Source organism: Nostoc sp. (assembly GCF_036917465.1).
Taxonomy (GTDB): Bacteria; Cyanobacteriota; Cyanobacteriia; order Cyanobacteriales; family Nostocaceae; genus Nostoc.
Genome location: NZ_JBALDL010000009.1, coordinates 1 through 20,066, shown reverse-complemented (window position 1 = coordinate 20,066; position 20,066 = coordinate 1). Strand labels below are relative to the sequence as shown.

Sequence of the window (20,066 nt, the reverse complement as noted above, 5' to 3'; positions counted from 1 at the left end):
TGGTAAGTCGTAGCGATCGCCTGTTTTTCTTCCTCCCCTTGTTCACACATCCTTAATTTCATCAAATCCATCCTCGATTACGCGAACGGTGAGTACTATGTTTAAGATTTAGTTTTAATCTAAAATCTCAAATTGCGATGAGAGCCAAAATTGACAATCAAATACTTTTTATCAACCACGAAGATTTACCAGAGTTTAAAAAAGGTGGTTCTGTGGTGCGAAACTCTTATTTCTGGGCGCTACGTTCAATTGCTGGTAAAGCTTCGCGTTATCGTGATTGGGAATACGAACCGGAGGTTTGGCTAGCACTTTCACGAATGCTTTTGTCTTTTGCTGAATCTGGTTATTTGGGTCTTAGAGAAACTTTGCTGGAGTTTCCTTTCTCTCAAGGAGAAATTCCTAGTTTGCTTCGAGATGTGTCTACTTTTGAGTAAGTCAAATCAGCTTTTGTTTGCGGAAAACATTAAAATGATTAAGTCAAATGACCTTTTGCTTACGGAAAACACCAAAACGAGTAAGTCAAACAAGCTTTTGAATAAGTCAAATGAGCTTTTGCTTGCGGAAAACACCAAAATGAATAAGTCAAATAAGCTTTTGAATAAATCAAATGAGCTTTTGCTTGCGCAAAATACCAAAATGAGTAAGTCAAACAAGCTTTTGAATAAGTCAAATCAGCTTTTGAGAAAGTATTTCAGTATTTTAAGAAAGCAATTAGGTATTTTGGATAAAGTAATCAGCAAATATACTTAATAATTACCAATTACGGCTGCATACGACTGTCATTAATATTACATTACAAAAATAATCTTTGAACTCATCAGGCACTCATAAGAGGTTCAATCCGTCACGATTAGTCATCATAGACAAACCCTACTTGACACTAGGGTTTGTTTTGATAAAACAATTAACATGGAAAAGTTAGTGTAGGAAAACAACGTGAAAATAGCGATTATTGCTAAAACATTAATTACATCTATCGGTTTGTTGACTTTATTTGTCCCAAGTCAAGCATCGGCTCAACTTATACCGCAACCTTGGGTTTCAGTTGGTGGAAAAGATGGTGATATAACCTATGCTGTAGGCGCTAGGGCTTTAAATTTCGGGGTTGAGCTAGGAGTTGGCCCTGATGGTGCTACGGGAGTAGATGTTTTAAAATTTATCAGTCTACCTGTCATTTCACCTTATGTAGGAGTTGGACTTTATTCTGAGGATAAAGGTGTTGCTGTTTCAGGTGGTGTTCAAGTAGGTGCTAGTGATAACGTTTTTGTTGGTGCCGGGTACAATTCTATTCGTGGCTTTAACGGGCAACTGGGAATCAGATTTTAACTAGCAGGGGGAGTAACTGAAGTTGAGATTAGTTCTCTAACATGAACTGCGGAATCTTGTTGTAATGCTGATGCCACGATCGCTTCACTCTCAACTATACTCAACCGAGCGATCGCCTGTTTGACTCCAGGTATACTTTGAGGATTCACGCTCAATTCATCCAGCCCTAAACCTAATAAAATTGGTGTTGCTAAAGTATCTGCTGCCAATTCTCCACATAATCCTACCGAAATCCCAGCAGCATGAGCAGCTTGGATAGTTTGCTGCACCATTCGCAATACGGCTGGATGTAGCGCATCAACTAAGTTTGCCACGCGGGGATTAGTGCGATCGCTAGCCATGACATATTGGCTCAAGTCGTTAGTACCTATACTAAAGAAGTCTACTTCAGCAGCTAACTGATCTGCGATCGCAACTGCTGACGGAACCTCCACCATAATCCCTACTTTTATCGCCGCATCAAAGGAAATACCAGCTTGATTTAATTCCGTTTGCACTTCACCCAAAATTACTTTAGCTGCACGTACCTCGCCTAAAGTGGCAATCATTGGCAACATAATCTTAATTTGGTGTCCAACACTAGCTCTCAAAATTGCCCGTAACTGAGTTTTGAACAAATCCAAATGATCTAAACAGAAGCGAATTCCTCGCCAGCCTAAGAAAGGGTTAGCTTCTGGAAACCCTACCCTCAGATAAGGAAGTGGCTTATCACCACCCACATCTAAGGTACGAATAATTAAGGGACGATTATCTAAAATTTGGGCGATCGCTTGATACACTTCAAGTTGTTCTTCTTCTGTGGGGGCGCTTGTCCGATCTAAATAAAGAAACTCTGTGCGGAGTAGTCCCACCCCTTCTGCACCGCTAGCCACAGCAACTTGCACATCATTTATACTACCAATATTGGCGAAAACTTTAACTTGCCGACCATCACGAGTAATTGCTGGCTGGTGTGCTGTAGCTCGTGCTTCTTGTTGGGCAGTTTGCCAAGCTTCCTGTTTTGCTGCCAGTAAATCGAGGATATGTGATTCTGGTTCTACCCAAGCTTTGCCACTTTCACCATCAAGTGCCATCAGCGTACCATCTGCCAAGTGCAACACTTGAGCATCGACTCCCAAAACTGCGGGAATACCCAATGTTCGGGCGATAATTGCACTGTGAGAAGTAGCGCTACCAGAAGTTGTACAAATACCCAACACCATTGTCGGATCTAATCTAGCGGTATCTGAAGGAGTTAAATCAGTCGCTACTAAAATCGCCGGTTCATCAAAATGCAAGTTAGCAGGGAGATTTCCAGCTAGTAATCGTAGTACCCTTTGCCCTACATCCACAACATCGTCAACTCGCTCTTGCAGATAAGAATCTTCAAGTGTTCGGTAAGAAGTCGCCACTTCATCTACTACGGCTTGCCAAGCTGCTTCAGCATTTATATGGTGATCTGATATACGCTGATGAGCCGCTTCCAACAATACTGGATCTTCTAAAAATAGTAATTGGGCATCAAATATAGCGGCTTCAGTGTCACCAATTTGCAGAGATGCTTGTGAAAAAACTGCTTGAATTTCCTGTTTGGCGGTGTGAATTGCTGCTTGTACTCGTTGCCACTCTGATTCAGGATCGTCTACGTGATATTCCGTAATGGTGATGTGAGTGGGTTGATAATGAACAACAGGTGCGATCGCAACTCCCGCAGAAGCTGCAATCCCTAAAAGTTCCCCGTGAGTTGCTAGGGCAACTTCATGGTGAAATGCTGGTGGAGAATTCAAGGCAACGTTATCTTCACCAAAATTATTTGCGAATAATGCCTGTAATGCCGCTAAAGCTTCATCTGCATCAGAACCGGTGGCAGTAATTACTAATTCGTGTCCTTGACGCACCCCTAAAGTGGTGACTTGGTTAATACTGTCACCTCGAACTAGTCCAGTATTCCTCGTTAAATTCTGCACCAGAATTTGGGATTTAAACCGGGCTACGGTTCCCACAAACTGGGCTGCGGGACGGGCGTGTAATCCTAAGCGATTGCTAATAATCAGCCGGATTTCTTTGGTTGGAAATTCAGGATTTATTGCTTCGATGTTGTCAGTAACAACAGACAACGGATTTACACCCAATTGAGTTGCTTTAGCGAGGAGTGCGCCGCGTGCTTCCGCCATGACTTGGTGAATATCTCTACCAGCCGCAGCCGCAACAACAGCAGCGATCGCACCTTCTACTAGAGGTGCTTCACACAAATACACTTTTTGCTGCTGTGCTTCTGGCAAAAACTCGATAGCCATTTCTGCACTCAGCAAAGCACTACCTAAATCCATTAATACCAAAACACCATCATCAGAGAAAACAGAAGCGATCGCTTCATAAACCTGAATCGGATCTGTACCCAATGGATTTTCAGGATCTTCAATTCCTGCTGCAACAGCAATAGAAACTTGGTTTTGAACCATTTGCGCGGCGAGTTCCCGCACACCTAAAGCTAGTTGTTTACTGTGAGAAACAATAACAATTGCGATCGCTGCCATACCGCCAAACTTGTTACGAGGTTTGCGTTTAGCTCGTTATCCATTGCAATTTCCCATTCCGCACCGCTAGAAACAGCATTTATCTTGATTACAATTGCAACTGCCCGAAAATATTCCGGTTGTTCCAGCTAGAAATACGAATAGAATAGCCCTCTTTTAAAGAAATACGTGGTATCCACTCATAAATACCATCACTAGCAGTACGGGAAGAAATGTTTTGGATAAGTTTGTCTCCATCGTACAACTTAATGGAGACATCACCGTTAAGATTATCCCGCCACAATATTAAATAAGGCTGATCCTTCTTGGGAAGTACTTTTGCAACTGGCTGAGAGATCAAGATTTTTGGCGCAACCTGATTTTTACTTTTCTTACGGAATCCCAGATAATGAGGGAGGTTTCGGAAAGTAGGATTTTCTTGCAGATTAGACAGTTGGGGAACAATAATATTTCCGTTTTGGGAATTGAACAAATAAGTCGATCTGCCGCCGTCAACAGTAATGATATCGCCTTTAACTCCTAATTTACGTAATAAATCGGCTGCCTCATCCAAAGTTGCTTGCTTCACCGTCATAATCAACAATAACTCGTTACCATTAACACCATCTTTGTCTAGAGTCCCGATGAGTTGATACTTATTTGCTTGGTTTTGGGCTAATACTTTTGCGGGATGATCGCTATATCGGTAAGTAACGATCGCATTTTTGACTACGTTTTGGTTGAGAGGCGTACCGCTAACCTGGTCGTAATCGGTAATGTATGCCTGCTTATTATTCCAGACTAGTGCTTTGAGGCGAATATTACTATAGTATTTATCTTTTGGTTCTTTGATGGGGCCATAAGGACTAGTGCCACCAGTAATGACTACACCATTAAGTTTAATTGGAAAGGATAATTGAGTACTAGATTCGTATTGTTCAAAAAAAGAACAATTAATCATCGAGAAAACGTTATTTTCGTAAAGTTTCTTATATTCATCTGCAACTTCAGAAAACAACTGTCTTTGGAAAAATGGGCTGTAATATTTCCCTTCTCCCTGATAATATTTACCCTCATTTCGACCCATATTATCTACCCCTCCGATAATTTGGTCTATTTCCATTTTGCGGAGATCGATAACTTGTAAATAGGCTTCATTCCCATTAGTTAATTCTTTTTTATATAAAGCCGCCCCATCTATAGACTGAAGAGGCTGATAAGAAGATAAAGGGTTAAAAGTTTGGGCAATCCAAAAGCTACTCAGAATTGGCAGCAAAAAAAGCAATAAATTGATTACAACATTCATGAGTATTTGATTTAGTTAGAAATAATTATTTGGAATTATAGTTGAAATTTAAATGTTAACCAGCCTCAGAAGGTCAACGTCGAGCCTCAGAGGATGTTTTAAAAGTCCTTAGTGATGTATCACAAGTACTTTTAGATCCCCCTAAATCCCCCTTAAAAAGGGGGACTTTGATTCTGTTTCCCCCCTTAAAAAGGGGGACTTTGATTCCGTTTCCCCCCTTTTTAAGGGGGGCTTTGATTTTGTTTCCCCCCTTTTTAAGGGGGGCTAGGGGGGATCAATAAATGCCTAATATCACAGCCGACCACTTTTCAAACAACCTCTCAGAAGATGAACATCGAGCCTCAGAAGATGAACATCGAGCCTCAGAAGATGAACATCGAGCCTCAGAAGATGAACATCGAGCCTCAGAAGGTGAACATTGAGCCTCAGAAGGTGAACATTGAGCCTCAGAAGGTGAACATTGAGCCTCAGAAGGTGAACATTGAGCTTCAGAAGGTGAACATTGAGCTTCAGAAGGTGAACATTGAGCTTCAGAAGGTCAACGTCGAGGCTTTTTGCTTGAATATTGTAAATTTGAAGTTGAAATTTGAGATGTACAAAGCTTGTGAAAGTTGTACAGTCTTGTTATGTAAATTAACTTAGAGATGAAGTAACTTTACTAAGTATCCCATATCTGCAAATACAAACTGCATTAATCTTTTCTTTGTGTACTATGATTTTGGTTTTGTAATACTAATGGTATAAAAGATAATGGCTCAATTTGAATACAGCACTCTCGCCCATCCACAGGATATCCAGCAGCTGAAACATATCCTTGAGCAATGTTTCATCAGCGCCCTTGATGGCGAGGAAGCTTATATTAAGCAGATTGGTGTAGAAAACTTCCGCATTATTCGGGGATTGGAACAATTAGCCGGTGGATTAGCAACTCTTGACATGGGTCAGTGGTGGGGTGGTCAACGTGTACCCATGACAGGAATTGCCGCAGTAGGCATTGCTCCAGAGTATCGCGGTTCAGGAGTTGCGATCGCTCTGATGCAAAACACCCTCAAAGAACTTTCCGATAGAGGTATAGCAATCTCCGCTCTTTATCCGGCCGTTCAAACTTTGTACCGAAAGGTAGGTTATGAGCAGGGAGGTAGCTGGTGTGTTTGGGAAGTTGCTACCCAGAATATCCAAGTGCGGGAGCAACCCCTACCTTTACAACTAGTAGAAAATATCAATCATCAAGTCTTTCATCAGCTATATCAGCAGCAAGCGAGACAAATGCATGGATATTTAGACCGACATCCAGCAATCTGGCAGCGAATAATCCAACTAAATGAGAAGGAAATAGTCTATACCTATTTGATTGGTACTAAAGACGAACCCCAAGGCTACATCATCTTTACTCAAGAGCGAACAAATGATGGTGAAATTCTCTTTGTGAAAGATTGGGTACTGACTACAGTTGCTGCTGTAAAAACCTTCTGGTCTTTTCTGGCAAATCATCGCTCTCAAATTCAGCTGGTGCGATGGAAGAGTTCTGCAATTGATTCCTTGACATTGGTGCTACCAGAGCAAACTGCCAAGATCAAAACTACGAGTCGTTGGCTGCTGCGGATAATAGATGTAGTTAAGGCGCTGGAATTGCGTGGTTATCCACCGGGAATTCAAGCTGAACTACACTTAGAAATTCAAGATAATTTCCTAACTGGAAATAATGGTAAATTCATTCTTTCTGTCGCCAACGGACGTGGCGAAGTCACAAGAGGCGGAAAGGGTGAGTTGCAACTAGATATCCGAGAATTAGCACCATTGTATGCAAGCTTGTTTACCCCCTACCATTTGCAAATAGCGGGAAAATTGGATGGGACAGAAACGGCTATTTTAGCAGCTACGCAAATATTTGCAGGTGCTTCGCCTTGGATGGCTGATTTCTTTTAAAGAATTGGGCATGGGGCATTGGGCATGGGCATTGGGAAGTTTTCTTCTGCCTCTTCATCTGCTCACTCCTGAGTTGCTTAAGCAAACAAGGGGCTTAAGTCTTTTGTCTTAAACCCCTTGTTAAAAGTAGTTTTTGTAGGTTGGGTTGAGGTGATGCGTCACCCAACCTATACTTACACCTAGATCAAGCAAAACTTAGAATAATCAAGGTTTTTGCAGGAAATTGAGAGTACCACTACCACCATTCTTACCAACAGCAGGAATTTCTAGTAGTTCATCTGTGGCTTTGCCACTACCGTCATTGATAACGGATGTAGAGCTACCTGGATGTCCGTTGGGGACAAACAGTTGCGGGTGGTCAAAAGGCGCTTTCTCATGCCGAACTCGGTCATCAGTCAGACCTTTTAAAAAGGCGACCAATTGCTGCTTTTCATCTGTTGAGAGATTCAATACGGGAAGAAGTCCAAAGTCACCACCCCGACTGTAAAAATCAATCACTTGCTCCAAGGTCGCGTGACCTCCATTGTGGAAGTAGGGAGCAGTGAGTTCAACATTGCGAAGTCCAGGTGCTTTGAAAGCTCCGTTTGCAAAGATAGTTTCACTAGAATCCAATGATGGATCGAGCGTGGGAGGATTTTCACCAAGGAGAAGCTGAAATTTCCCTAACTGAGCTAATCGTACTTCTGAAAGCGGATTACCGAAAGCGTCATTACCGCCCAAACTGGGGTCTTCTGTAAAAGGTCTAACACCGATATTGAAAAACCCATTGTCTTCAGGGGATTTTGCACCGAACGGCGCACGTTTGATTCGTCCGTCTTTAGCAACACTGCTTACTGAAGCAGCTGTTAATTCTGAGCCAACGTGACAACCAATACACAGACCTTTGCCCTCAAACAGTTCTTTACCTTTTTGCTGTTCAACAGTTAGGGCATTAGTGTTTCCTTCTAAGAAGCGATCAAAATCTGTCTGGTTAGCAATGAGTGTAGATTCGTATAACTGAACTGCTAGCCCAAAGAATAGCGAGAAGTTGTACTCCATCAACGTGTACTCATTAGTTTCCAAGGAGCGATCGGGCTTTTTGATAAAATTCCTTTTACCTTCAGCATCAACTTGGATAAGTCGATTAGACTTCCACCACTCAGACTTGAAGGCATCTTGAATCAGCTGCTCATAGGTTTTATCTTTAAGTCCGGGGTTGGGCGCTCTACTATCTGCACCTAAAACGCTGTCTTGTAGATCCACTACCTGCTTACCTAGCGGTCTGAGAGGTAATAACTTTTTCGCAAGTTTTCGAGGCAGCTTTTTACCCTTGCTAACGCTGAGGGATCTTTTGTCAATTTCCCCGAACTTATCACCAATTTCTTGAAAAGTCCGACCATCAGCAGACGACTCAAAGGAACTGAGTGGCGGGCCGACTGCTTGGGATGCCAAAGATGAATTCTTCAGACTGACTTTGACAAATTCTAGTTTACTTGGGTTTGTTGCTTTGGCGATCGCAGCATTAGGATCTCTTAAACCGAAGGGATTCACCCCATTAAATATATTTTGTGCCCTTCCATCCCAAAAGTTACGAAAGTTAAATGCTGCATTAATCACGGTTGGGGTGTTACGCGGCTCGACGCGGCGCACATTAATGCCTCCCACGTTAAACACTGGGTCTGGCTCGTTTATTACTTGGTCTTGTGCATTACCAGGTGTGACATCAACAAATTTAGTATTGAAGATCCCTTGAGATGAACTAACATCATTACTGTGGAAGGGAAAATCTCCTGGTTTGAGTTGATAATTTGGGAAGCCGCCAACATTAAAAACTCTATCTGGATTCTCTGTACCATCAGAGTTAATCTGCAAAAGTCCAGGAGCAATCTGATTTTTGGATCTATTATCGGCTCCAGCATGGAAGTGACAACTAGCACAGGCGGTTATTCCGTCGCTCCCAACCTGCATATCCCAAAAAAGAGTTTTTCCTAACTTGATAGCGGCTACTTTGTCTTTTACAAAGTCTCCAAGATTGTCAGGCTCAGGTACCGATATGCTTTTGAGTGAAGCTAAAGTTGACGGCGTAACCTGTGCTGATACAGTGTTTCCAGCTATTACTGCCACCATAATAATGACAGCAATTGTTAGAGTCTTGGAAAATCTTGATCTCAAATAGTTAAGCTTGCCATCTTTGAATCTCCATTCTTGGCGCTTGATTTTTGTCACCAAAGATTTGAGGGAGAATCGACCTTTTGAGTTCAGTAGCAAGTAAATTAATAAGCCTGTAACAAAGATTACTAACATTAATATGGGTATGATTCCCATCGCTTTTTTGTGATAAAGTAATACTTAAGTAATCATATACTTACGTGTTACTTTTAAATATAAAGTTAATCTAAAGTAGCTACTCAATTTACAAACTTTATGTAAACAAAAAGTGCCATAAAGCTAACAACAAATTCAGCAAGATAGATAAAATCTTATACATTTAATTTCCATTATCTAGACTGCTAAGATAATTTCTCAATAAGAGCTTGATAAAATTTAGATATGCAAATTAGATATGTTTTAATTTATCATCAGCCCTACTTTGAGTAGGATATTAAAATGTCACTACATCAAAGTTCTGGTCGCTGGCGCTTAGGGCTAGCATTATCACTATTGACGGTCTTATTGTGGGGAATTTTACCTATTGCTCTGGCGATAACTCTGCAAGTGCTTGATGTCTATACTGTTATTTGGTTTCGGTTTTTGGTATCATTTTTACTACTAGCTGTGTATTTAGGAATACGTGGTAACTTACCAAAGTCAGAACAACTGCATTCTGCTTCTTGGAAACTATTAGCGATCGTTACACTATTTTTAGGGATTAATTACTTTTTTTTCATGCAAGGTTTAGCACTAACATCACCTGCTAACGCTGAAGTTCTGATTCAATTATCTACCCTTCTATTAGGTTTTGGAGGGTTGGTGATTTTTAAAGAACGTTACCATTTGTATCAATGGATTGGTGTCAGTGTAATGATTTGCGGTTATGTTTTATTTTTTCACGAACAACTAACAAATTTAATTACAGCGCATGGCACATATATACTAGGTAGTATTTTGATTGCTCTAGGAGCAACGGCTTGGGCAATTTATGCTTTGGCACAAAAGCAGTTATTACAATCTTTATCTTCCCCCAGTATTATGCTGATCGTTTACGGGGGGTGTGCTTTATTATTCACTCCTCTGGCCAGAGTAAAATCAATTTTTATACTCGATCCTTTCCATTTAGGAATATTGGTTTTTTGTGCTTTAAATACTTTAATCGCTTACGGTGCTTTTGCTGAATCATTAGAACATTGGGAAGCATCACGACTAAGTGCAGTAATAGCTTTGGCTCCCATTGTGACATTAATATTAGTTGGACTTATATCAAGTGTTGTACCTAATTTGATACCTTCAGAACACTTCAGCTTTGTAGCAATATTCGGAGCGGCTTTAGTAGTGACAGGTTCAGTAGCGATCGCACTAGTAAAAGCTGATTAACAGTGATAATTTTCAGGATTTTTACTGATTGTTTTTATTTAGTAAATTCGTGCCATCTTTAAAGCTACAACATAAATACTGAGGCAGAGGATTTTTTATTTGTTATGATTTGATAGTGAAGGCAAACTACGGGAGTCAGCCTCTTGTAAGATGGATAATTTACCTATCTGTGTGACTCTGTAGTATCTGATTTTTGACTTTATAGCCGAGATTAAAATTCTTGAATGAGAATTCAAAAATCAGAATTTAGGAGTCAGATAAAGCTTTCTCTATTCGCAAGTCAGACACAATTCATACTGAATTATAACGACTGACTCCTAAATTCTGTTTTGAGAAAATTGAGGCTAAAAACTTTAAGTAAACTAAGCAGGGTGTCCGAATAACTACCAAAGCCAACACCTGATAAAACAAGATCACCGAAACAGTTGAGCGATGAATAGTTTGTTTGGTAATTGGGCCAGCAGCCTCAGAAAAAATTCCCTATTGCTGGTTCTTTCAACACTGCTGCCAATATTTGGAATTAGTAATTCTGTCTTGGCAGCAGAGCGGATTTATGCATCTTATTCAGCATTGGAGCTTTCCATTTCAGTTAATACTTTAGAAAACTATGCCAAAACAGGCGTAATTAACGAAGATTTGGCAGCGTATCAGCAATATCTGCCTTTAGAACAGCTTCCAGAATTGCGGCGGATTTTACTTAATCGTGTGAAAGTTAGTCCGGTAGTACTTTCGCAACTTCTCTACACACCGCAAGGAGAATTTTTGCTGCATCGGTTGGCGCAAGTTATTATAAGCAAATCTTCTCAACCAGAACTTGGTAATTTGCGTTCGGCGCTAATTTCAGCTTCTGCTGAATCAGGAGGCTTGACATTTTTGAATGTGTTGCGTAAATATCCCAGCAGCAGCATTCGCCTTGATGTTGCCGAGACTTTGGAAATTGCTACGGAATTGGAGAAACTTGTTAACCAAACCCATAGTGCGATCGCAGCAGTTTCTCAAGAGTCTAAAATAGAAGCTGCTACCATTTCACAACCAAATTTCTCGCAATTGCCCAATTTAAAGGTTCCGGGAAAGTTTAAGTCGCAAAAATACACTCTAAAGTTTTTTGATTCAACGCGCAATCGGCTTTTATTAACTGATGTTTACATTCCCAATGTCCAGAATAATGCACCCGTAATTGTAATTTCTCACGGCTTGGGTTTAGATAGCAGCAACTTTCAATATTTAGCCACGCACCTATCTTCTTACGGATTTGCCGTTGTCGTTCCCAATCATCCTGGTAGCGATGCTAAACAATTGCGTTCTTTGCTAAAGGGACACGCCAATGAAATAGCAGAACCCGGTGAATTCAAAGACCGACCAATGGACATAACATATATATTGAATCAATTGGAAAAAGGTAATCAATCTGATTCACGGTTTAAAGGTCGCTTAAATCTGCAACAAGTCGGAGTATTTGGTCAATCTTTGGGAGGCTACACAGCCTTAGCCCTAGCAGGTGCGAAAATCAACTTTGAGCAGCTAAAACAAGACTGTCAACCAGCAGCACTCCAAAAAACCTGGAATATGTCTTTACTGCTGCAATGTCGGGCTTTAGAATTGAACATCAGCAAGTCTGGCAAGGATTATAACCTGCGGGATGAGAGAGTGAAAGCTGCGATCGCAGTTAATCCCATTACTAGTTCGATTTTCGGCAAAGCTGGCTTAAGTCAAATCAAAACTCCAGTAATGATTGTCAGCAGTAGTGATGATACAGTTGCACCAGCTTTATCTGAGCAAATTCTACCTTTCTCCTGGTTTGCAAATTCACAAAAGTATCTCGTCATACTTGAAGGTGGCACTCACTTTTCCACCATTGGTAATGGCAATCCTGCAAATCAACAAGTAGCATTACCTACCGATATGGTTGGCGATGCTTCTCAAGCGCGTCGTTACATGAATGTTTTAAGTTTACCTTTCTTCCAAACATACATTGCAGGAAGGCCGCAATACACCCCTTACCTGAACGCCGCCTACACTCAAAGTATTTCTAGTAAGTCTCTTGGTTTGAGTCTCGTAAAATCATTGAATACAACCGAATTAGAACAATTACTGGATATAAAAGGAGGCAAATCCGCAAAAAAAAAGTTCCCAACACCATAGTCAGCTTCGGATTTTGGATGTTGGATATTGGTGTTGCATTGCTGCATGTGATGATTTTTATTTAACTATAAACAATTAGTTTGTTTATTCTCCGGCGAGTTCCCGCGCAATATCCATGTTTGCTGCCAGTACACGCACGATTTCAACGGGGTTTTCACCTCGGTATATTAAGAAATATCGGGGCTGCACCAACCAGAAAAGAACCGGAAGCTGGGTCAGGTCGTAACGGTACTTTCCTATTCTGGGGTTGTCTGTCAGTAATTCACAGGCGGAAAGAAGCTTGTCCAGCATGTGTTCGGCAGCATCGGAATTATCTCGCGCGATATAGGCATAAATTCCCGCAAGGTCGTTTTCTGCTTGCACGGAGAGAATATAAAGTTTTGGCTTCGTCACAACGATTTTTTGATCAATTGTCGCGCTTTGTTGCGGATGCGCTCTCGCGCACCTTCTTGGGGAAGACCTTGTGCATTATCAAGCTCTAAAAGACCGATAGCAATTTGCTCATTGAGCCACAATTTATATTCCTCGGAATGGTCGTTAAAGCGTTTCAAAAGACGCAATCCCTCCCGAATTACCTCGCTTTGAGAATGGTACAAGCCGGACTCAACCTGTAGTTGGACGAAAGCTTCCAACTCAGGAGTAAGGGAAACATTCATGTATCTATTTCCTTATAACAAGAATAAACATTATAATAACAATTTTTGTTATTAATTGCGTATTTATAAAATTAGAGGTTCAATTTTTGCTTGCACTTCTTCAATTAGATCATCTTCAACTTTCTCTACAAACAAAACCTTTCTAACTTTCCAGTCCAGTGATTTGATCTGATCGGCTAACACCACACCACTGGTTATCATTCCGTCAGGCAGAGAAATCTCAAAGTTAAGACCTTTTTTTTTGACTAGTAATTGGACAAACCATAATTTGTATTTTCGGTGCGTTACGGAAGCCGTAACACACCCTACGCAATCTTCTAATTATTTGTGCTTACTGTAAAAACTGTAACTAGCACAGATAAGATGCGATCGCATTCATCCTGAACGGCATATACTTTAAATAAATGTCACATTTAATTGCATTATTGTAGATTTCAGCTTTACATAAGTTGATTTATGAGCCAGCCTGAAGATACTACTACCCAAGCGACTGCTTTCACTAACCACGATCGCAAACCTATTCACATACCTGGCTCTATTCAACCTCATGGTGTACTACTAGCACTCAGTACTCAGTTAGAGATAGTGCAAGTTAGCAACAACACTAAAGTATACTTAGGTAAAGAGCCAGAAGATTTGCTTGGTAAACCATTGAGCTATTTATTAGAAGCTCAACAAGTAGAAACTGTAAAGCAGTGTTTGGTAAAAAAAATTGACAGTACTATTACTTTCAAAGTATCAATAAATACTTTGTATGGAGATAGAGACTTTGACGCGATCGCTCATCGGACAGAAGAGGCTGTGATTCTGGAGTTAGAACCGACAGACTCAAAATCTGAGATGAGTTTTTTAGGCTTTCATGCTTTGGCAGGTGTTGCGATCGCAAAAATGCAAAGCACATCCAATCTGATAGAATTTTTGCATTTAGTAGCTGAAGAAGTCCAAAAAATCATCGGTTTTGATCGGGTAATGGTCTATCAATTTGATGAGTCGGGAGCAGGTTCTGTTGTTGGAGAAGTTAAACGGGAAGATTTATCACCTTATTTAGGACTCCATTATCCCGCTACCGATATTCCAGCCCAGGCTAGGGAATTATATATGCGTTGCTTTCTCCGATTTCTTCCCGATTTGACAGCCGAACCTGTCAACCTAGTTTCATCGGAAAATCCAACAACACGTCAGCATCTTGACTTAAGTTACTCTGTGCTAAGAAGTTTTGATTGGTGTTGTGCTGAATATCATCAAAATATGGGAGTACAAGCTCTTTTGGTGATTTCGATCGTTCAAGAGCAGAAGCTTTGGGGATTAATATCGTGTCATCATCAAACACCAAAGCATATTTCTTATGAAATACGCAAGATGTGCGAATTTTTGGGACAAATTGTGTCTTCAGAGTTGGCGCACAAAATTAGTTATTCGGAATGGGATTATAAGGTAAAGCTCAAATCGCTACAGTCTGAATTTTTAGAGTCTATTTCTCAAGCAGACAACTTTATCGATGCCTTAATCAAACCGGAAATCCGCTTGCTCGATCTTGTTAGTGGTTTTGGAGCGGCTGTTTGTTTGGATAATGAAATTAACCTTGTGGGAGTAACACCAAATATTGATGAGGTGCGAGCGTTAATGGAATGGGCGGATACCCAAGTTAGTGATAACCTGTTCTCTACCGATTCTCTGCCGAAGCTTTACCCGGAAGCGCTCATATTTAAAGATACTGCTAGTGGTTTGTTGTTGCTGCGAATTTCTAAAGTCCGGCGTTATTATATTCTTTGGTTCCGCCCTGAAGTTCTGCAAACAGTACACTGGGCAGGAAATCCACAGGAATCCATTCAAGCCCAGACAGATGGTAGTTATACCCTGTCTCCCCGAAAATCTTTTGAACAATGGCAAGAAACGGTTAGATTAACTTCTTTACCTTGGAAAGCTTGCGAACTTGAAAGTGCGATCGCTCTGAGAAATGCGATCGTTGGCATTGTCCTCTCGAAGGCGGATGAATTAGCTAAAATCAACTTGGAGTTAGAGCGCAGTAATCAAGAGCTAGCATCCTTTGCATACGCGGCTTCCCACGATCTTAAGGAGCCTTTGCGGGGCATTTATAACTTCTCAACGGTGCTGCTAGAAGACTATGCCCAAGTCTTAGATGATGATGGAATTGAGTGCTTGCAAACAGTAGTCTCCTTATCTGTACGCATGGAAACTCTGATTAATGCTTTGCTGCGACTCTCGCAGTTAGGACAAGCACATCTCCGAGAGCAAGCAACCGATCTCAACGAATTGCTCAACCAAGTAATTGATGTCTTTCGTGCTAGTCGTCAAGACTCTGGGCTTGTGGATATTCGCATTCCCCGCCCTTTACCAACAATTCAGTGCGATCGGGTTCTCGTTAATGAGGTTTTTAGTAACCTGCTTGGCAATGCCTTTAAATACAACGATAAAGCAGAGCAATGGGTTGAGATTGGCTACCTTGACAAGGAAGCAGGGGAGCAGGGAGCAGGGAGCAGAGGGGAAGGAGGTAATTTTTCATTCTTCCCCATGCCCAATTCCCAATTCCCAATCTTTTATATCCGAGATAACGGTATTGGCATCCCACAGCATCACTTAGAAACTATCTTTAGATTATTCAAGCGGCTGCACTCTCAGGAAAAATACGGTGGAGGAGCAGGTGCAGGATTAGCTATTGTTAAGAAGATTGTTGAGCTTCATAACGGCCGAATTTGGGTTGAATCTACCGTAGGTGTTGGCTCACTTTTCTATTTCACTCTGGAATAGTTTAATATAGTAACCAAATATGTATTTTTGTTAAGCTCTTTTAAAACCACGAATGATAAAAAAACTTCATGAACCTCTGCTTGTTGTTGAGGACAGCAATGAAGATTTTCGGATGCTACAACGTCTGATGCGGCTGATGTCCGTCCAGAACCCCATACATCGTTGTACTAATGGGGATGAGGTTTTAGAGTTCTTGTCTCAACAGGGGAGCGATGCCCATAGCAAAGGCGAAAACTTACCCAACTCTAAAGTAGCATTACGACCCTCTGTGATCTTGCTCGATCTGAATTTGCCAGGTATTGATGGCCGTGACATTTTAGATCGGCTCAAGCAAGATAAGAGTTTCAAGGAAATCCCCATCGTTGTTTTTACCACATCATCTAACCCCAAGGATATTGAATTGTGCTACCAAAAGGGTGCAAATGGATATCTGGTAAAGCCGATGGATGCTCAGGAACTCAAAAAGACAATCCAGGCATTTGTGGACTACTGGCTTGAAGCCAATATGCCGCCAGTGTTGGATTAATTTGTTTATTGTCTGTTGGTGAGGCGGTAGGGAAAAAAGGATAATAAAAGAGGCGACTTAGAGGACACAGAGGCATTTTCCTTTTTGATTTACTGTGTCTGCTTGTCTGTGCTAGATTCCTTTTCTCCATTTTCTTATTATTCTGGCAATTTCTTTAGGATTACTAAAGAATTTAGATTTTATTTACACTTATTTTATATTATTTTTAGAATTATGCAATAAAAACACAATCTGGATAAAAGGGATCTATATGGCTCCCTGATCCTCATACTTGTATATGTTGGACATAAAGACGCTACTCATAATTGATGATTGTGCAGCAGATCGGAAAATCTATCGCCGATATCTGTTGAAAGATCCGCACCAGTCCTACCAGATTTTTGAGGCAGATTGTGCTGAAGAAGGACTTGCTTTGTGCAAAAAAATCCGCCGCGATGCCATTCTGTTGGATTTTTGCCTACCTGATATGAGTGGGTTAGAACTCTTCGATCGGATGCAGCAAGAGATATTTAAGACTTCTGTCCCTGTGATTATGTTGACAGGGCGGGGTGATGAAGAAATCGCTGTGCAAGTAATGAAACGGGGCGCGCTGGATTATTTGGTTAAGCACAATGTGACACAAGATGTACTGCAATTAGCAGTCCGCAACGCCATTAAGCAATCGTGCTTGCAAGCCCAACTTAATAAAACCCAGGAACGACAGCGCTTAATTGCTACGACTGCTCTCAGAATTCGCCAGTCTCTTAACCTAGAGCAAATTTTGAATACAGCTGTAGCAGAAGTACAGCAACTTCTGAAGTGCGATCGCGTGATAGTATATCAATTCGCCCCAGATACCGACGGTAAAATAGTTGCCTCATCAGTTGAGTCATTCCGCACTGTAGCATTGTGCGATCGCGTGGGGGCAGAGGAAAAAGCAGAGGAGCAGGGAGCAGGGAGCAGGGGGAAAGTTCCTCTTCTTTGCACCCTTCCCCACACCCGATCCCCAATCTCCAATCCCCAATCCCCAATCCCTTATATTTATGAGCTTGGCTTGTGTAATTGTGTCAGCCGGAAAGAGCAATTTAATACTCAGGCAAATTTGGTAGTTCCCATTAATTTGAGCAATAATGGCAACCCAACTCCTAAGCTTTGGGGTTTGTTGATTGCTCACCAGAATTCTGGAGAACGACATTGGCAAACTGATGATGCAGAAATGCTCAATGAAGTTTCGGTACAATTAGCGATCGCTATCCAACAAGCTGAGTTGCTAGCCCAAACTCAAGCAGCCCTTACTAAAGAAAAGCAACTCAATGCATTTAAATCTCAAATCATTGCAACGGTTTCCCATGAATATCGAACGCCCCTAACTTCAATTCTGGCGGCTGCATCAACTTTGGAAAAACATAGTCAACAACTGGATGAGTCTAAACAACAGAGGTTTCTAGGAATTATTGAACAGAAAGCAAGATATATGTCCAAACTCGTGGATAATATGCTTCTGGTTAACCAATTTGAACTCGAAAAACCCAAATTTAAACCAATTTTACTCGATTTACTGCAATTTTTTTCCGATCTTATAGAACAAGAGCGAGAAACAACAGGCGATCGCCACGAATTGATTTTTAACATTACTGGGCATATCCAAGACTTTTGGGGCGATCGCGGACTGTTGCAGCAAATTTTTATTAACCTAATGTCCAATGCAATTAAGTATTCTCCAGATGGGGGGACTGTAGAATTCCACCTCATCGGTAAAGAATCAGAGGTGATCTTTTACATCAAAGATCGGGGAATTGGTATCCCGATTAGAGATCAAGAAAATTTATTTCAATCGTTCAGTCGTGGAAGTAACGTTGATACAATCTCTGGTACAGGCTTAGGACTTGCGATCGCTAAAGGTTGTGTCGAGTTACATGGTGGGGATATTACCTTGTCCAGTGAAGTGGGGAAAGGAACTAAAGTTACAGTTAGCTTACCGAAGGCATTCCCAATGGATCAACTATCTTCATCATCAACCTGATCTATAGCTTCCCCGACTAGTATCAAAAGCTAAAAAGTTTTGCACAAGCCTTACTACGCTGATAACTTAGTGTCTAAAGCTACAATAAAATATAACCTACTAGTATTTCTTCTGTTAGTACTAGTAGTTTGTCAAGCTAGTAATGAAAAGTTTGTAGTAAGCACAAAGCGTGCTTAGAAAATAAGGACTGAAGTACTTACTACGAACTTTCTTAGCCATCAATTTAAACTTGACAGACTACTAGCTACCTTCAGGCAATCGCTATTAAACCAATGGTAAATACTTATTCTTGGCGATAATTGAAACCTTTTTTAGATTTATTTCTCAAAAATTTATACTTTACTTAAGTATTCCATCCATAGTATTGTGTACTTAACCTAAACTTCACATGATACGCCATGTGCGACTTTCTCTCAAACTAACCCTCAAGCCATTCCCTACTAGCGTTGGGGAGCAAAAATCAAAGTCTCTCTCCTGAAAGAAGAGAGGTTTGGAAGGGAGCAATGCGATTTTGTGAGGTGCTTAAAATTCGGGTGCTAAATCACCTATTTAGGGGTGCGTAGGCATAGCCCGCCGCAGGCATCACAGCCAAATAACTGTTTTTATTGAGAATCTAGGTCTGTAACTGAGAATTAATGTTCGATCTAACAAAATCGCATTGCTCCCGGTTTGGAAAGAGATCAGAATATTAAGTCGCACATCGCGTCATGATGTATTTTTGATTATTTGAACCCTTTGCGGAATAAGGGTTTAAGCAAAAAATTGTTGAGTAAATAAAGGTGAGAAAATTTACTCATCTGTAAACTTATTTAAGTAAAAACACTTAAATTATTATGACAGCACTCAAACTTGATTCTGCGCCCACTAAACAAAAAATAGATTGGGTTGATTATACCAAAGGTATTGGTATATTTTTGGTAGTGGTAGGACATACTCTTGATGGTTTGCAAAAGCATTCAATAATAGAGTCATCACAACTGTTCAAATTTATTTTGGACTGGATTTATGCCTTTCACATGCCTTTGTTCTTTTTCATTTCTGGGTTATTTGTTCAGCGATCGCTATCAACAAAACCACTCGGAGATTTTGTCAGTTCTAAAATAGCTGTAATTGTCTATCCCTATTTTCTCTGGTCAGTATTGTATTCACTACTTCTAATATTTGTATCTCGGTACACTAACGTCAAAATGCAAGTAAGTTCTATCTGGAAAATTGTCTACGATCCAGTATTGCATTTTTGGTTTTTATATAGCCTATTTATCATTTTTATCCTCTACGGCGTTGCCTATAAGCTAAAAGTCTCTCTAGGTAGATTTTTTATTGAACGTGTGTAAAACCCCGTCCCCTCGTGGGCGGGGATGTAAGCACGGTTAAATTAGGGGGTTCGATGCCCCCTAATTTAACACTA

Annotated in this window: 17 protein-coding genes; 11 read left to right on the top strand and 6 right to left on the bottom strand. The window is 40.8% G+C overall.

The genetic code is table 11. The annotated features are described in order from the left end of the window. Positions 1-137 precede the first annotated feature (137 nt). The 3 genes from V7K38_RS02085 (at position 138) to V7K38_RS02075 (ending at position 1,326) form a co-directional block, all read left to right on the top strand. On the top strand, positions 138-434 hold the full coding sequence (locus V7K38_RS02085; RefSeq protein WP_334855076.1) for a hypothetical protein: 297 nt from the start codon (positions 138-140) through the stop codon (positions 432-434). Between the two features lie 34 nt (positions 435-468). Continuing rightward, on the top strand, positions 469-750 hold the full coding sequence (locus V7K38_RS02080) for a hypothetical protein (protein ID WP_334855075.1): 282 nt from the start codon (positions 469-471) through the stop codon (positions 748-750). Positions 751-936: 186 nt separating this feature from the next. Beyond that, a complete protein-coding gene (locus tag V7K38_RS02075; RefSeq protein WP_334855074.1) occupies positions 937-1,326 on the top strand; it encodes a hypothetical protein in 390 nt (129 codons plus the stop codon). Here the strand turns inward: V7K38_RS02075 and ptsP are convergent. Both ptsP and V7K38_RS02065 read right to left on the bottom strand, forming a co-directional pair. Continuing rightward, positions 1,323-3,842, bottom strand: coding sequence for a phosphoenolpyruvate--protein phosphotransferase (ptsP, locus tag V7K38_RS02070; protein WP_334855073.1), 2,520 nt, complete (start codon positions 3,840-3,842; stop codon positions 1,323-1,325). The genes V7K38_RS02075 and ptsP overlap by 4 nt on opposite strands. Positions 3,843-3,930: 88 nt before the next feature. Continuing rightward, the gene (locus tag V7K38_RS02065; RefSeq protein WP_334855071.1) at positions 3,931-5,127 is read right to left on the bottom strand and encodes a hypothetical protein; all 1,197 of its coding nucleotides are present in this window, start codon (positions 5,125-5,127) and stop codon (positions 3,931-3,933) included. Positions 5,128-5,408: 281 nt separating this feature from the next. Between V7K38_RS02065 and V7K38_RS02060 the strand changes: the two genes are divergently transcribed. Further along, positions 5,409-5,549 carry a hypothetical protein gene (locus V7K38_RS02060; RefSeq protein ID WP_334855070.1) on the top strand — a complete coding sequence of 47 codons (141 nt, stop codon included), beginning with the start codon at positions 5,409-5,411 and terminating at the stop codon, positions 5,547-5,549. A 325-nt stretch (positions 5,550-5,874) separates the two neighbouring features. After that, on the top strand, positions 5,875-7,053 hold the full coding sequence (locus tag V7K38_RS02055) for a GNAT family N-acetyltransferase (protein ID WP_334855077.1): 1,179 nt from the start codon (positions 5,875-5,877) through the stop codon (positions 7,051-7,053). A gap of 204 nt (positions 7,054-7,257) precedes the next feature. On the opposite strand, the gene V7K38_RS02050 is transcribed toward V7K38_RS02055, so the two are convergent. Continuing rightward, positions 7,258-9,357: a cytochrome-c peroxidase gene (locus tag V7K38_RS02050; RefSeq protein ID WP_334855069.1), complete on the bottom strand. Its 2,100-nt coding sequence runs from the start codon at positions 9,355-9,357 to the stop codon at positions 7,258-7,260. Between the two features lie 282 nt (positions 9,358-9,639). Between V7K38_RS02050 and V7K38_RS02045 the strand changes: the two genes are divergently transcribed. Continuing rightward, positions 9,640-10,563, top strand: a complete 924-nt coding sequence (locus V7K38_RS02045) for a DMT family transporter (RefSeq protein WP_334855068.1) — start codon at positions 9,640-9,642, stop codon at positions 10,561-10,563. A gap of 432 nt (positions 10,564-10,995) precedes the next feature. Next, the gene (locus V7K38_RS02040; RefSeq protein WP_334855067.1) at positions 10,996-12,705 is read left to right on the top strand and encodes an alpha/beta hydrolase; all 1,710 of its coding nucleotides are present in this window, start codon (positions 10,996-10,998) and stop codon (positions 12,703-12,705) included. A gap of 84 nt (positions 12,706-12,789) precedes the next feature. On the opposite strand, the gene V7K38_RS02035 is transcribed toward V7K38_RS02040, so the two are convergent. The 3 genes from V7K38_RS02035 to V7K38_RS02025 form a co-directional block, all read right to left on the bottom strand. Beyond that, positions 12,790-13,098 carry a type II toxin-antitoxin system RelE/ParE family toxin gene (locus V7K38_RS02035; RefSeq protein ID WP_334855066.1) on the bottom strand — a complete coding sequence of 103 codons (309 nt, stop codon included), beginning with the start codon at positions 13,096-13,098 and terminating at the stop codon, positions 12,790-12,792. Continuing rightward, a complete protein-coding gene (locus V7K38_RS02030; RefSeq protein WP_334855065.1) occupies positions 13,095-13,361 on the bottom strand; it encodes a type II toxin-antitoxin system ParD family antitoxin in 267 nt (88 codons plus the stop codon). Before V7K38_RS02030 ends, V7K38_RS02035 begins: the two co-directional genes overlap by 4 nt. Positions 13,362-13,424: 63 nt before the next feature. Continuing rightward, positions 13,425-13,562 (bottom strand): hypothetical protein, encoded by a 138-nt coding sequence (locus tag V7K38_RS02025; protein WP_334855064.1) that lies wholly within the window; start codon positions 13,560-13,562, stop codon positions 13,425-13,427. 255 nt (positions 13,563-13,817) lie between these two features. Here V7K38_RS02025 and V7K38_RS02020 point away from each other — a divergent pair, with 255 nt between their 5' ends. The 4 genes from V7K38_RS02020 to V7K38_RS02005 all read left to right on the top strand — a co-directional run bounded on the left by V7K38_RS02020 (position 13,818) and on the right by V7K38_RS02005 (position 19,992). After that, positions 13,818-16,130: an ATP-binding protein gene (locus tag V7K38_RS02020; RefSeq protein ID WP_334855063.1), complete on the top strand. Its 2,313-nt coding sequence runs from the start codon at positions 13,818-13,820 to the stop codon at positions 16,128-16,130. A 52-nt stretch (positions 16,131-16,182) separates the two neighbouring features. Next, the gene (locus V7K38_RS02015) at positions 16,183-16,656 is read left to right on the top strand and encodes a response regulator (protein WP_334855061.1); all 474 of its coding nucleotides are present in this window, start codon (positions 16,183-16,185) and stop codon (positions 16,654-16,656) included. Between the two features lie 277 nt (positions 16,657-16,933). Next, positions 16,934-18,658, top strand: a complete 1,725-nt coding sequence (locus tag V7K38_RS02010) for a hybrid sensor histidine kinase/response regulator (protein WP_334855060.1) — start codon at positions 16,934-16,936, stop codon at positions 18,656-18,658. A gap of 833 nt (positions 18,659-19,491) precedes the next feature. Next, positions 19,492-19,992: an acyltransferase family protein gene (locus V7K38_RS02005; protein ID WP_334855058.1), complete on the top strand. Its 501-nt coding sequence runs from the start codon at positions 19,492-19,494 to the stop codon at positions 19,990-19,992. Positions 19,993-20,066: the final 74 nt, after the last annotated feature.